General features: G+C 65.7%; 12 protein-coding genes. 7 read left to right on the top strand and 5 right to left on the bottom strand.

Annotated elements, in window-relative coordinates; all coding sequences use genetic code 11:
* Positions 1 to 90 precede the first annotated feature (90 nt).
* A complete protein-coding gene (locus GGR43_RS09960) occupies positions 91 to 327 on the top strand; it encodes a hypothetical protein (protein WP_188071834.1) in 237 nt (78 codons plus the stop codon).
* Between the two features lie 22 nt (positions 328 to 349).
* On the opposite strand, the gene GGR43_RS09955 is transcribed toward GGR43_RS09960, so the two are convergent.
* Together GGR43_RS09955 and GGR43_RS09950 are read right to left on the bottom strand one after the other, a co-directional pair.
* Entirely contained in the window at positions 350 to 1123 is a 774-nt protein-coding gene (locus GGR43_RS09955; protein WP_188071833.1) for a CDP-alcohol phosphatidyltransferase family protein, read from the bottom strand.
* Positions 1120 to 1902 carry a phosphatidylserine decarboxylase gene (locus tag GGR43_RS09950; RefSeq protein ID WP_188071832.1) on the bottom strand — a complete coding sequence of 261 codons (783 nt, stop codon included), beginning with the start codon at positions 1900 to 1902 and terminating at the stop codon, positions 1120 to 1122. The genes GGR43_RS09955 and GGR43_RS09950 overlap by 4 nt, the downstream gene beginning before the upstream one ends.
* Before the next feature lie 190 nt (positions 1903 to 2092).
* Between GGR43_RS09950 and GGR43_RS09945 the strand changes: the two genes are divergently transcribed.
* Positions 2093 to 3313 carry an NADP-dependent isocitrate dehydrogenase gene (locus tag GGR43_RS09945; RefSeq protein ID WP_188071831.1) on the top strand — a complete coding sequence of 407 codons (1221 nt, stop codon included), beginning with the start codon at positions 2093 to 2095 and terminating at the stop codon, positions 3311 to 3313.
* 325 nt (positions 3314 to 3638) lie between these two features.
* Positions 3639 to 5420, top strand: coding sequence for a cation:proton antiporter domain-containing protein (locus GGR43_RS09940; protein ID WP_188071830.1), 1782 nt, complete (start codon positions 3639 to 3641; stop codon positions 5418 to 5420).
* A gap of 140 nt (positions 5421 to 5560) precedes the next feature.
* Here GGR43_RS09940 and GGR43_RS09935 read toward each other — a convergent pair whose 3' ends face one another.
* Entirely contained in the window at positions 5561 to 5947 is a 387-nt protein-coding gene (locus tag GGR43_RS09935; RefSeq protein WP_223177386.1) for a dihydroneopterin aldolase, read from the bottom strand.
* A 132-nt stretch (positions 5948 to 6079) separates the two neighbouring features.
* Between GGR43_RS09935 and GGR43_RS09930 the strand changes: the two genes are divergently transcribed.
* Entirely contained in the window at positions 6080 to 6637 is a 558-nt protein-coding gene (locus tag GGR43_RS09930; RefSeq protein ID WP_284278165.1) for a GNAT family N-acetyltransferase, read from the top strand.
* 337 nt (positions 6638 to 6974) lie between these two features.
* Here the strand turns inward: GGR43_RS09930 and secA are convergent, their stop codons facing one another.
* Both secA and GGR43_RS09920 read right to left on the bottom strand, forming a co-directional pair.
* On the bottom strand, positions 6975 to 9701 hold the full coding sequence (gene secA / locus GGR43_RS09925) for a preprotein translocase subunit SecA (RefSeq protein WP_188071828.1): 2727 nt from the start codon (positions 9699 to 9701) through the stop codon (positions 6975 to 6977).
* A 121-nt stretch (positions 9702 to 9822) separates the two neighbouring features.
* Positions 9823 to 10818 (bottom strand): energy transducer TonB, encoded by a 996-nt coding sequence (locus GGR43_RS09920; RefSeq protein WP_188071827.1) that lies wholly within the window; start codon positions 10816 to 10818, stop codon positions 9823 to 9825.
* 106 nt (positions 10819 to 10924) lie between these two features.
* On the opposite strand from GGR43_RS09920, the gene argJ reads away from it, so the two are divergent.
* The 3 genes from argJ to GGR43_RS09905 are packed head-to-tail and all read left to right on the top strand — an operon-like array spanning position 10925 to position 13583.
* Positions 10925 to 12148, top strand: coding sequence for a bifunctional glutamate N-acetyltransferase/amino-acid acetyltransferase ArgJ (gene argJ, locus GGR43_RS09915; protein WP_188071826.1), 1224 nt, complete (start codon positions 10925 to 10927; stop codon positions 12146 to 12148).
* A gap of 8 nt (positions 12149 to 12156) precedes the next feature.
* Positions 12157 to 12780, top strand: coding sequence for a LysE family translocator (locus GGR43_RS09910; protein WP_188071825.1), 624 nt, complete (start codon positions 12157 to 12159; stop codon positions 12778 to 12780).
* A gap of 5 nt (positions 12781 to 12785) precedes the next feature.
* Positions 12786 to 13583 carry an inositol monophosphatase family protein gene (locus GGR43_RS09905; protein ID WP_425502188.1) on the top strand — a complete coding sequence of 266 codons (798 nt, stop codon included), beginning with the start codon at positions 12786 to 12788 and terminating at the stop codon, positions 13581 to 13583.
* Positions 13584 to 13617: the final 34 nt, after the last annotated feature.

Genomic DNA, 13617 nt, shown 5'->3' with positions numbered 1-13617 from the left:
AAAGGGGCTTCAACGGTATATTTCGGCAGGCGGCGGGCGCTCTACAGCTTTCGCAATTCTGCGCGACAGATTGTGGGAAGGATGATGACGATGGTTACGATACTGGCCGGCCTCCTCTTTTCTTTCGGCCTGATGATGGCGACAGGGACGATCATCGGCATGAGCCTTGCCTATCGCGGCAAGGCGATGGCCGCGTTGCGGATGGAGCATCGCCCCGCCCGCGCCGATACGGTCCATATCCGCTACAGTCCGGCGCGCCGTCCGCGCTTTGTCCCTCGCCACGTTTCGGGCACCGCAACGCCGCTCACCACCGTCAGGGCCGCCTGAACGGGATGGCAGCAACGGCGGCTCAGGCAGCGGCGGGATCGGCCCGTCGCGCCTTGCGATAGCTGGCGACGCCGAACGGGACCATCGCCAGATAGAGCAGGCTGATGAAGAGCAGCGTCTGCCACAGGGCCGTGACCATGGCTGCGGCCAGCAGGCCCGCCACGGCGATGGCCTCCAGCCTTATCCGGCGGCGCAGGCGCAACGCCTTCCAGCTGAAGGTGGCGATGTTGGAGATCATCAGGAAAGCGATGAAGGCCGTCCACGGGGCGACCACATACCATTCGCGGAAAATCTGCTCGCCGGTCACGAACCAGGCGTAAAGCGGCACGAAGACGAGCCCCGCGCCTGCCGGGGCGGGAACGCCGGTAAGATAGCCCGCAAGCTTGTGCGGCTGGTCGTCGACATCGATCCGCGCATTGAACCGGGCGAGGCGCAGCGCGCACGTCAGCGCATGGGCCAGCGCGATCACCCAGCCGAATCTGGGGAGATATTGCAGCGACCAGAGATACATGATGAGCGCGGGCGTCACGCCGAAGGCAATGGAGTCGGACAGCGAATCCAGCTCCGCGCCGAAACGGCTCTCCCCGCGCAACAGGCGCGCGATGCGGCCATCCAGCCCGTCAAGCACGCCCGCGACGATGACGAGAACGACCGCCATTTCCCACGCCCCCGCCATCGCATAGCGCACGCCGGTAAGGCCGAAGCACAGCGCCATCGCCGTGACGGCGTTGGGCGCGACCTGGCGCAGGGATATTCCGCGCCGCCCGTCCGTGGGAATGAACGGCCGCCTTCTCACTGGAATATCCCGCTGGCGGCCTGCGTTTCGCCCAGCTTCGCGATCACCGTCTCCCCCGCGATGGTCCGCTGGCCCAGCGCCACGCGCGGCAGCGTGCCGGCGGGCAGATAGACGTCGACCCTGCTGCCGAAGCGGATGAGGCCGATGCGCTGGCCCGCCGCCACCACGTCGCCCGGCTTGACGAACGGCACGATCCGCCGCGCGACCAGCCCCGCGATCTGGGTGAAGCCGATGCGCAGCCCGTCGCCGCGCTCGACGACGATATGCTGTCGCTCATTGTCCTCGCTCGCCTTGTCGAGATCGGCATTGATGAACTTGCCCGAAATATAGACCACCTGCCGGATTGTCCCGCCGATCGGCGTGCGGTTGATGTGGACGTCGAACACGCTCATGAAGATCGACACGCGCCACATCGGCTCGCCGCCCAGCCCGTCCGGCCCGGCGATCTCGCGCGGCGGCGGCACCTGCTGGATCAGCGTGACGAGCCCGTCGGCGGGCGCGATCAGCAGGTCGGGATCGACCGGCGTGACGCGTACGGGGTCGCGGAAGAAGGCGAACACCCAGATGCTGATGCCCACCATCACCCAGCCGGCGATCTCCCAGCCCAGGATGAAGAACAGCAGCGTGATCGCGATCGCGATCGCGCCGAACTTGCGCCCTTCGGGATGAACGGCGGGGAAGCGCCATTTGACGCCCTGCTGCGCGGGCGGATTGGGGGTCGGGGACTGGGACGCAGCCGCGCCGCCCTCCCCGGTGGAGACATGAGGTTCCGGTTCCATATGGAGCGTGTTTAGGGAGAGACGAGGAAGATGACAATGTTAACCGGCAAAAAGGGCAAACCGGCAAAAAGAACCGAACGGGGCTATGCTTTTGCCTCTCACGAAAAATACGTCCCCCGGTTGAACATTGCGCGCGCTTTCCCTAGAGCGCATCCCAACTATCCCCAGACAGGAAAGCGAAACGCAGCTCATGACGAAAATCAAAGTCAAGAACCCGGTGGTGGAGATCGACGGCGACGAGATGACCCGGATCATCTGGGAATGGATCCGCGAGCGTCTCATCAAGCCCTATCTCGACATCGACCTGCATTATTACGACCTGAGCGTCGAAGAGCGCGATCGCACCAACGACCAGATCACCGTCGATTCGGCCAACGCCATCGCCAAGTACGGCGTCGGCGTGAAGTGCGCCACCATCACGCCGGACGAAGCCCGCGTCGAGGAATTCAACCTCAAGAAGATGTGGAAGTCGCCCAACGGCACCATCCGCAACATCCTGGGCGGCGTCGTTTTCCGCGAACCGATCGTGATCCGCAACGTGCCCCGGCTGATTCCGGGCTGGACCGACCCGATCGTCGTCGGCCGCCACGCCTTCGGCGACCAGTACAAGGCGACCGACTTCCGCGTCCCCGGCCCCGGCAAGCTGCGCCTGGTGTTCGAAGGCGAGGACGGCACGGTGATCGACGAGGAAGTGTTCCAGTTCCCCGGCTCCGGCGTCGCCATGGGCATGTACAATCTGGACGAATCGATCAGGGATTTCGCCCGCGCGTCGATGAACTACGGCCTCGCCCGCGGCTGGCCGGTCTATCTTTCGACCAAGAACACCATCCTCAAGGCCTATGACGGCCGCTTCAAGGATCTGTTCGCCGAGGTGTACGAGGCCGAGTTCGCCGATCTGTTCAAGAATGCCGGCATCACCTACGAGCACCGCCTGATCGACGACATGGTCGCTTCCGCGCTGAAGTGGAGCGGCAAGTTCGTCTGGGCGTGCAAGAATTATGACGGCGACGTGCAGTCGGATCAGGTCGCGCAGGGCTTCGGCTCGCTCGGCCTCATGACCTCGGTGCTGATGACCCCGGACGGCAAGACCGTCGAGGCCGAGGCCGCGCACGGCACCGTCACCCGCCACTATCGCCAGCACCAGCAGGGCAAGGCGACCTCGACCAACCCGATCGCGTCGATCTTCGCCTGGACCGGCGGCCTCAAATATCGCGGCAAGTTCGACGACACCCCGGACGTGGTGCGCTTCGCCGAAACGCTGGAAAAGGTCTGCGTCAAGACCGTCGAGGACGGCCAGATGACCAAGGATCTGGCGCTGCTGATCGGCCCGGATCAGGCATGGATGACCACCGAGCAGTTCTTCGAGGCGATCCGCGCCAATCTCGAAACCGAAATGGGCAACTGGAAGTAAGCCTTCCCGCTCCCGTTTTTCCGGAACGCCCGTGCCCAGCGCGCGGGCGTTTCCTTTTGGGCGGGCGTCCGGTGCTGAAGCAAAATGAGTCCACGCGAAGGCGCGGAGACGCGGAGGGAACGAGCCGCAGGCTCCTGTATCCGTGCCGCCTCGGTTCCAACCGGCGCGATGGCAAGAAATGCTTCGCGACAATGTCTCCGCGCCTCCGCGTCTCTGCGTGAACATTCCCTGCTCGACCAGCCTCGTTCAATTTTTGGCGTGCAAGCCATCCTCGCCGCCATTTCCCCGATGACAGCGCCCGTTCCGCCTGCTTAAAAGAGCGGATATGGCGATGGATGTGGATCATGCCGGGCTGAGCGATGCCCTGGTTATTCTGGGCGCGGCGGGGCTGGTCATCCCGACCTTCGCGCGCTTCCGGATCAGCCCGGTCATCGGCTTCATCCTCGTTGGCCTCGCCGTCGGCCCCTCCGGCCTCGGCGCGATGGTGGAGCGCTATCCGTGGCTCTATCATTTCACCATCTCCGACCCCGGATCGATCGCCCCCTTCGCGGAGCTGGGCATCGTCCTGCTGCTCTTTTCCATCGGCCTCGAACTCAGCTTCAAGCGCCTGTGGTCGATGCGCAAGCTGGTGTTCGGCGTCGGTGCGATGGAACTCATCGGCTCGGCCCTCCTCATCGCGCTGGCGATGAGCTTCCTCGGCACCGCGCCCGCCGCCGCGATCGGGCTGGGGCTGGCGCTCGCCCTCTCCTCCACCGCGCTCGTGCTGCCGATGGTCGGCACCCAGTCGCCGGTCGGGCGCGCCGCCTTCTCGATGCTGCTGTTCGAGGATCTGGCGCTGGTGCCGATCATCTTTCTGCTCGGCGCCATCGCCCCCAATGCCAGCGGCGACGGCATAGAAAGGCTGGTCGAGACGCTGCTCTTCGGTGGCATCACCGTCGTCACCATGCTGGTGGCGGGGCGCTTCGTGCTGCCCCACATCTTCGCGCAGGCCGCCCGCACCAAGAGCCCGGATGTGTTCCTCGCCGCCAGCCTGCTGGTGGTGATCGTCTCCAGCATGATGACGGCGCTGGCGGGCCTTTCGCCGATCGTCGGCGCGCTGCTCGCGGGCCTGCTGATCGCGGAAACCGATTATCATGGCGAGGTCGAGGTGATGACCGAGCCGTTCAAGGGCCTCGCGCTCGGCGTGTTCCTGCTGACCGTGGGGATGAGCCTCGACATCGACGTCATCGTCAAGGCCTGGCCCTCGCTGCTGGCGGCGGTGCTGGGCGTGGTGGTCGCCAAGACGCTGGTGACCGCGCTGCTGCTGCGCTTCTACGGCGCGCGCCGGGGCGTGGCGGCCGAGGTCGGCGTGCTGATGTCCAGCCCGTCGGAAACCACCCTCATCGTGCTGACGGCAGCATCGGCCGCGCAGATCATCAGCATCCAGACCGCCGCCTTCTGGCAGATCGTCACCGCCATCGGCCTGACGCTCACGCCGCTGCTGGCGCGGGTCGGGCACAATATCGCCCGCCGCATCGAACTGGCAAGCGGCCAGCAGGAAGAGGAACTGCTCGGCGGCGCGGCGGAGGAAGGCAACCGCACCATCGTGATCGGCTTCGGCCGGGTCGGGCGCATGGTCTGCGATCTGCTCGCGAGCCACAACCAATCCTATATCGCGGTGGAATCCAACCCGGATGTGGTCGCCGAAAACCGGCGGGAGGGCTATCCGCTGATCTTCGGGGACGTGACCCGGCCGGAAATGCTGGACCGGCTGAAGCTGGGCGGCGCGAGCGCGCTCATCCTGACGATGGACGACCCGGTGCTGTCCATCAAGATCACCAAGCGGGTGCGCAGCTGGATCACCGGCCTGCCGATCATCGTGCGCGCCCGCGATGCCGATCATGCGGCGGAGCTGTACCGCGCGGGCGCGACGGCGGCGGTGCCGGAAACGCTGGAAAGCTCGCTGCAGCTGGCCGAGACGGCGCTGGTGGAGCTGGGCGTCGCCATGGGCCCGGTGATCGCGTCGGTCCACCAGAAGCGCGAGGACCTGCGGCAATCGATCAAGGACAGCGCGGGCCTTTCCGTCGCCCCCAAATTGCGCCATCTGCGCGCGGACGAAGCCGGGTGAGGCCGTTATAAGGATCTCGCTTCATTTGGAGCCGAGAGACGTGCTAATTCGAGCATCGAAGTGCTGCGGGCTTAAGGTGAGCACCGAAGCGCAGAATAACACGGTTCTCAGGCGCGCATGAGCGGGAATGAAGCGCGATCCTAGCGCCTCCAGCGCCCCAGCGTAATCCCGATCGACTCGCCGCGCTCGGACAAGGCAAGCTTCACGATCTTCACGCGCACATGGCGCACCGAGCTGTCCTGAAGGAAAATGGTGTCGATGATATGGTCGGCCACCGCCTCGATCAGCGTGAAATGACAATCCCTGGGCAGCGCGTCGGTCGCCGCGTGCTTGAGGTCCATATAGTTTTTGGAACGGGAAAGCGGCGTGTCCGGCTGGTAATGGTCGGCCACGTCGAGCAGCGCGCGCACCGAGATGCGCAGCGGCTGCGGCAGATGCGTTTCTTCGGAATAGATGCCGGTCAGCACGTCGACATGAAGGTCGTCGACCTCCAGCACGAGGAAATCTTCCTGTTCCGCCGTCACCATCTGCTTCAAATCCCGCCTGTCGACACGCCCATGTCGATTTTCCTTTTCATTTGGGGCCGAAGCGCTAAACGCCGCCCCCGTCACCCTAAATCCGTCGGGCGCTCATGCCCGGTAAAGGACAGAACCGCAAGCGTGCCGAAGCTCTTTCCCCTCTCCTCCCAGCCCGATTCCGCGATCGAGGCGCTGCTCGACGCCGCCTTCGGAACGGATCGCCACGGCCGCACCGCCTATGCGATCCGGCGCGGCATGCGATGGCTGGCGGAATACAGCTATGCGGCGCTGGGGGAGGATGGCGCGCTGGTCGGCCTGTTGCAGAGCTGGCCGGTCGCGCTGACGGACGATGCGGGCGGCGCGGAAATCCCGCTCATCATGGTCGGACCGGTGGCGGTGTCGCCGCAATCGCAGGGCGAGGGATGCGGCCGCCTGCTGATGGACCGCCTGATCCATGACGCCGATGCCCGCGCGGGCGCCCATCTGATGATGATCGGCGATCCCGAATATTATGGCCGCTTCTGGGGCTTTTCCGCCGACGCCACCAGCGGCTGGCGCGCGCCCGGCCCCTTCGAGCCGCGCCGCCTGCTGTTGCGCGAAGTGCCTAATGCCTCGCCGCTGCCGGAGGATCTGAGCGGCATGCTCGGCCCGCGTGTGCTCGCGCCGGTGGTGGAGCGGGCGAAGGCGGGGAAGCTTTGAGAGCCCGCCCGGCTATGGGTTGCGACAAAAAGTGGGCCTTTGCCTTTATCGTCATCCTGAACTTGGTTAGCCGCGCCGACCTTCGGCCAGGGTCCATTTCGCCGGATTAACCAACGGTCCGTGAAACTCGATGGATGCTGAGCCGAAGGCCAGCGCAGCTAACCAAGTTCAGCATGACAAGAAATATCTACTAACCACCTAAAAGTAAACAATTATTCCGTCATGCCAGCGCAAGCTGGCATCACAGGAGATGGCGCACGCCATTGCCCACGATCCCGGCCTGCGCCGGGGGACGGCAGGATCGAGGGGGCAAAGCCGCCGCCCGCCCCGTCCTCCCTCAGGACAGCGCCCCATGGCAATGCTTGTAGCGCTTGCCCGATCCGCAGGGGCACGGCGCGTTGCGGCTGACGCCCGTTCCCGCATAGGGATCGCCGCCTGCCTGATCCGTGGCGCCAACGCCGGGAATGGGCGGCAGGCGCGTGGTGACGAAGCCGTCGGCGTTCAGCGCGCCGCCCGCCACTTCCTCATCGGTCAGGTTGGTGATGAAATCGGGCAGCGTCGGCAGTTCCGGCAGCTGCGGATCCTCCTGCATCTGGAACTGCACGCGCGCGATGGTGCGCGTCACATCCTCGCGGATATTGCCGAGCATGCGCTCGAACAGCGCGAAGGCCTCCGCCTTATATTCGTTGATCGGCGTCTTTTGCGCATAGGCGCGCAGGTGCACGACCTGACGCAGCGCGTCGAGCGTCGCCAGATGCTCCTTCCAGTGATGGTCGAGATTCTGCAACAGGATGCTCTTTTCGATCGCATGCCAGTCCTGCTCGCTCAGCACCGCGACCTTCTCCGCGACGGCGGCGTCGGCCAGCGCGGACAGGCGCTCCTCGATGATTTCGGGATCAACCGCATCCTCATGCAGCCAGCTGTCGATATCCGGCTCCAGGCTCAGGACGTCGCTCACCCGCTCCTTCAACGCCGCCACATTCCACTGCTCCGGATAGGTGCCGACCGGACAGCAGGCGCCGACGATATCGTTCACCGTCTCGTGCCGCATGTCGACCACCACATCGTCCACCGTGGCGGCGTCCATGATGTCGGCGCGCTGCTCGTAGATCACCTTGCGCTGGTCGTTCATCACGTCGTCATATTCGACGACCTGCTTGCGAATGTCGTAATTGCGCGCCTCGACCTTCTTCTGCGCGGTCTCGATCGCCTTGCTGAGCCATTTGGAGCCGATCGCCTCGCCATCGGCCATATTGGCGTTCATCATCCGGGCGAACAGCGTGTCCGGCCCGAAGATGCGCAGCAGGTCGTCCTCCAGGCAGAGGTAGAAGCGCGACAGGCCGGGGTCGCCCTGACGGCCGGAGCGGCCGCGCAGCTGGTTGTCGATGCGGCGGCTCTCATGCCGCTCGGTACCGAGCACGAACAGGCCGCCGACTGCCTTCACCTTTTCCTTTTCCTCGGCGATCTCGGCCTTGATCCGCTCGATCGCCGCCTCGCGCGCCGGCCCTTCCGGCACGTCGCGCAGCTCGTCCTCGATGCGGAATTCGAGATTGCCGCCCAACTGGATGTCGGTGCCGCGCCCGGCCATGTTGGTCGCGATGGTGACCGCGCCCATGCGGCCCGCCTGCGCGACGATGTGCGCTTCCTGCTCGTGGAAGCGGGCGTTGAGCACGGCATGCCTGACACCTTCCTCCTTCAGGAATTCCGACAGCATTTCCGATTTCTCGATGCTGACCGTGCCCACCAGCACCGGCTGGCCGGTTTCCGACTTCTCCTTAATCGCCCTGGCGATCGCGCGGAACTTGTCGGTGGTGTTCTTGTAGAACTCGTCCTCCTCATCGACGCGCTGCACCGGCAGGTTGGTCGGGATGGTGACGACGTTCATCTTGTAGATTTCGAAGAATTCCGTCGCCTCGGTCGCGGCCGTGCCGGTCATGCCCGACAGCTTCGGATACATGCGGAAATAATTCTGGAAGGTGATGGAGGCCAGCGTCTGGTTCTCCGGCTCGATATTGACGCCTTCCTTCGCCTCGACCGCCTGATGCAGCCCGTCGGACCAGCGGCGCCCGTCCATCATGCGGCCGGTGAATTCGTCGATGATGACGACCTTGCCGTCCTTGACGATATAGTCGATGTCGCGGCGGAACATCTTGTTCGCGCGCAGCGCCTGGTTCACATGGTGGACAACCTGCGTATTCTCGAAATCATAGAGGTTGGAGCCGACCAGCAGCCCCGCATTTTCCAGCAGCCGCTCGACCTTCTCGGTGCCGTCCTCGGTCAGCGTGATGTTGCGCTGCTTCTCGTCCTTCTCATAATCCCCCTCGCCCAGCTGCTTCACCAGCGCGTCGACGGCGATGTACAGCTCCGACTTGTCGTCGGTCGGACCGGAGATGATGAGCGGGGTGCGCGCCTCGTCGATCAGGATCGAATCGACCTCGTCGACAATCGCATAGTTGAACGGCCGCTGCACCATCATCGCGCGGTCATATTTCATATTGTCGCGCAGATAATCGAAGCCCAACTCGTTGTTCGTCGCATAGGTGATGTCGGCCTCATAGGCCTCGCGCCGCTCCATCTCGTTGAGGCCGGGCACGATCACGCCGGTGGTGAGGCCGAGGAAGCGATAGATCTGCCCCATCCATTCGCAGTCGCGCTTGGCGAGATAATCGTTCACCGTGACGACATGCACGCCCTTGCCGGGCAGAGCGTTCAGATAGGTGGCGAGGGTCGCCACCAGCGTCTTGCCCTCGCCCGTGCGCATTTCGGCGATTTCGCCGCGATGAAGGACGATGCCGCCGATCATCTGCACGTCGAAATGGCGCATGCCCAGCACGCGCCTGCCCGCCTCGCGCACGGTGGCGAAGGCTTCGGGCAGCAGGTCGTCCAGCGTTTCCCCGGCGGCCAGCCGTTCCCGGAACTTGCGGGTCTGGTCGATCAGATCCTCGTCGGAAAGCCCCGAAATCTGCGGTTCGAAACCGTTGATCTGCTCGACGATCTTCCGGACGGATTTGACGTAACGATCATTGGAAGAGCCGAAAAGGGATTTGGCAAGAGCGCCGAACATGCAAATTTCCTGACTTTTTACTGTAGAGAGGCCCGCCGGAACGTCCTCTCATCACACACGCCGCGATGTAAGGTTGAGGTGCCGTGAAGTCAATTGAACCGGCACCGGCATCACGCCGCGCCTACGGCCCGGTCTTGTAGGAAAAGAGCAGGACGATCCAGCCGTTGCGGGCCGCAGGCGCGCCCGCCGTTTCCGGCGCGGGCTCGAACCGGCGCTGGAGAAGCGGCACGCAGAGATCGGGCAGCAGCAGCTCGCTGCCCCGCTGCCGCTCCAGCGCGCATTCCCGCACCGTTCCGCCCGCATCGACGCCGAACCGCCATACCGACGCGCCGGTCGTCATGGCGCCGGGGCTGCCGCGATAGACCTCGTCGGCGCGGATCCTGTCGATCATCGTGAAGAGGTCGAGATTCACCTGACGCAGATCTTCGGGCCCATAGCCGCGCGCGGCGAGCGCCATGCGGGCGGGAATGTCCGCCAGATCGGCGGGGCAGCCGCCTTCCTCCTCGGCCTGCTGGTCCTCTTCCTCCCCGGTGGCGGCGCCGGTCCATCGCCCGGTGAGGAAACAGGAGGTCGAGGCCCCGACCCGGTCGACCGCCATCACGAGATGCATGCCGCCTTCCGCGAAAGGCTCGGCATCGATCGGCGGCAGGCGCCAGACGACCCGGTTCTGGTAGACGTCGCGTACCGCCTGCCCCCGCGCGTTGCGGGCCGGGCGGAACCTCGCCCGCTCCTTCATCAGCGCGCAGGTCGCCCGGTCCAGCATCTCGATCCCGCTTCCCGCGGTGATCCAGCATTGCTGCACCGCGCCCTTTTCATCGACATAGAGGCGGAAGGCGGAGGTCCCCTCGCCCCGCAGGGCGAGGATCGCGGCGGGGTAATCCTCCGGCTGCATCCAGTTCCCCGGCGATTCCGCCGGAACGGCGCGCACCCTGGGCCGGGGCGGCAGCGGCGGCGCGGCCTTCCCCGGCATGCCGGGGACATCTCCCGCCGAGGGAAGCGGAACGGCCTCGTCCTGCCCCGGCCGGGGAACGGACGCCTGCGCGAGCGCCGTCATCGCCAGCATCAGCACGCCGGCGGCGACCGCGTCTATCCATCGCAGGAAATGGCTAACCCCCATAAGGGTGCCAGCAATAGGACGGCTCTTTCCGAAATGGCAAGGGGAAAGCCGTCACCGCCAACAGTGAATTGACGCCCGCGCCAAAAAGAGTAAGCGCACAATCATTATGGAACGCTCACCCCTCGCCCCCGCCGCCTTTCCCGACCTGCCGCCCGTCGAGGGCGTGACGCTGCGTGTCGCCCGCGCACGATACAAGGAATGGGACCGCTGCGACCTCACCTATGCCGAGCTGGCCGAGGGCACCGCCGTCGCGGGCGTGTTCACGCGCAATGTCTGCTGCTCGACCGAGGTGGAGATGGGGCGGGAAAGCGCGGCAGGCGGCAAGGCCCGCGCGCTGGTGGTCAATGCCGGGAACAGCAATGCCTTCACCGGCTATCGCGGTCGCGAAGCGGTGGAGCAGATCCGCGCGCAGGTCAGCGCCCATCTGGGGTGCGCGGCCGATGAGATATTCGTCAGCTCCACCGGCGTCATCGGCGTGCCCCTGCCGCTCGACAAGGCGCGCGCGGGGATAGAGGCGGCGCTGACCGCGCAGCCCTGCGGTTGGGAAGCCGCCGCGCAGACGATCGGCACCACCGACACCTTCGCCAAGGGGGCCAGCGCCACGGCGATGGTCGGCGGGCGCAAGGTCACGCTGTCAGGCATCATCAAGGGGTCGGGCATGATCGCGCCCGACATGGCGACGATGCTCGGCTATATCTTCACCGACGCGGCGATCGAGCCCGCGCTGCTCCAGCAGATGCTGGGCGCGGCGAACCGGCGCAGCTTCAGCTGCATCACCGTGGACGGCGACACCTCGACCAGCGACACGGTGCTGCTGTTCGCGACCGGCAAGGCAGGCAATGCGCCGCTTGTCCGCATGGACGATGCAGGCGCGGACGCCTTTCAGGCCGCACTCGACGATGTGTGCACGCAGCTTGCCCATCTCGTCGTGCGCGACGGCGAGGGCGCGCAGAAATTCATCGAGATCGAGGTGACCGGCGCGGTGTCGGATGAGAGCGCGCGCCGGATCGGCCTTTCCATCGCCAATTCGCCGCTGGTGAAGACCGCGATCGCGGGCGAGGACGCCAATTGGGGCCGCGTTGTCATGGCGGTGGGCAAGGCGGGCGAACCGGCCGACCGCGACAGGCTCGCCATCCGCTTCGCCGACAAATGGGTCGCGCAGAGCGGCCTTGCCGTCGACAGCTATGACGAGGCGCCGGTCGCGGAGCATCTGAAGGGTCGGGATATCCGCATCGGCGTCGATCTGGGGCTGGGCGACGGACAGGCGACGGTGTGGACCTGCGACCTCACCCATGGCTATATCTCGATCAACGCCGACTATCGCAGCTAAGGCCGTTTATGCAGGGGAGCGATCTTCTCCTCGCCTTCGCCGCGACCGAACTGGTCGCCAGCTTCATGCCCGGCCCCGCCGTGCTTTCGGTCGCCAGCATCGCGCTGACCGGCTCGCTGCGCGGCGTGGCAGGCGCAATCGCCGGGATCAACGCCACCAATCTGCTCTGGTATGCCTTGGTCGGCGCGGGGCTGGTGGCGATCGTTCATAGCTTTCCCTTCCTGTTCGTGGCGCTGCGCTGGATCGGGACCGGCTATCTGCTCTGGCTCGGCATCCAGACATGGCGGCACCCCGCCCATCTCGCCGTGGGGCGCGAGCGGCGACGCATCGGCTTCCGGCGCGGCTTTTCCGGCGCGGTCGCGGTGCAAGCATCGAACCCCAAGGCATTGGTTTTCTTCACCGTTTTCCTGCCGCCCTTCATCGACATCCACCACCCCGTCGCGCCGCAGCTGGTGACGCTGGCGATCATCGGCGTCTCGCTGGAGGTGCTGGCGCTCTGGCTGTACGGGCTGATGGCGTGGCGGGTCGGCCGCCTCGCCCTTTCCGCGCGGGCGGAGCTGTGGATCGCGCGGGGCAGCGGCGCGATTTTGATAGCCATCGCCCTCGCCATGGCGCTATCGCGGGCGGTATGAGCGATATTTCCCCCTCCCTCACCGCATCGGTGGCCGACCTGATGCGATCGGTCGCAGCCACCATCATCCTGCCACGCTATCGCAATCTTTCCTCGGAAGAGATTGAAGAAAAAGCGAAAGACGATCTCGTCACCATCGCCGACAAGGAAAGCGAGCTGGCACTGGCCGAAGGGCTGGCAACGATCCTGCCCGAAGCGCGCATCGTCGGCGAGGAAGCCTGCGCCGCCACCCCCGCGCTGCTGGACACGGTGGGCGAAGGACTGTGCTGGATTGTCGATCCGATCGACGGCACCGGCAATTTCGCGGCCGGGCGCCCGCCCTTCGGCGTGATGATCGCGCTGGTGGACGGCGGCGAGATAGTGGCCGGGTGGATATACGACCCGTTGGCGCGGCGCCTGTGCCATGCCGCCCGGAACCGGGGCGCGACCCTCAACGGCGAGCCGCTCCATGCGCGGGAAAGCGGAGAGGCGCTGCCGATCGCGGGCATATCCACGCTGTTCCTGCCGGGGGAGGAGCGGGAAACGCTGACCCGCCGGGCGGAAGGGCGGCTGCGGATGGTCGACATCCCCCGTTGCGCCGCCGAGCAATATCCCCGCATCGCGCTGGGCGTGAACGACTTCGCGCTGTTCCACCGCACCCTGCCCTGGGACCATGCGGCGGGCGCGCTGCTGCTCAGCGAGGCGGGCGGGTGCGTCGCGCGCTATGACGGATCGCCCTATCGCGTGGGCACGGCGGAAACCGGCATGATCGCGGCGGCCAGCCCGGCAATGTGGGACAAGGCGGCGGAGATATTGTTCGGGTGAGAATTGGGTGGGCAGGAAGCGTCCCCCACCCTCG

Source organism: Sphingobium jiangsuense (assembly GCF_014196495.1).
GTDB classification, from domain to species: domain Bacteria; phylum Pseudomonadota; class Alphaproteobacteria; order Sphingomonadales; family Sphingomonadaceae; genus Sphingobium; species Sphingobium jiangsuense.
This window is presented reverse-complemented; position numbering and strand designations above follow the sequence as displayed.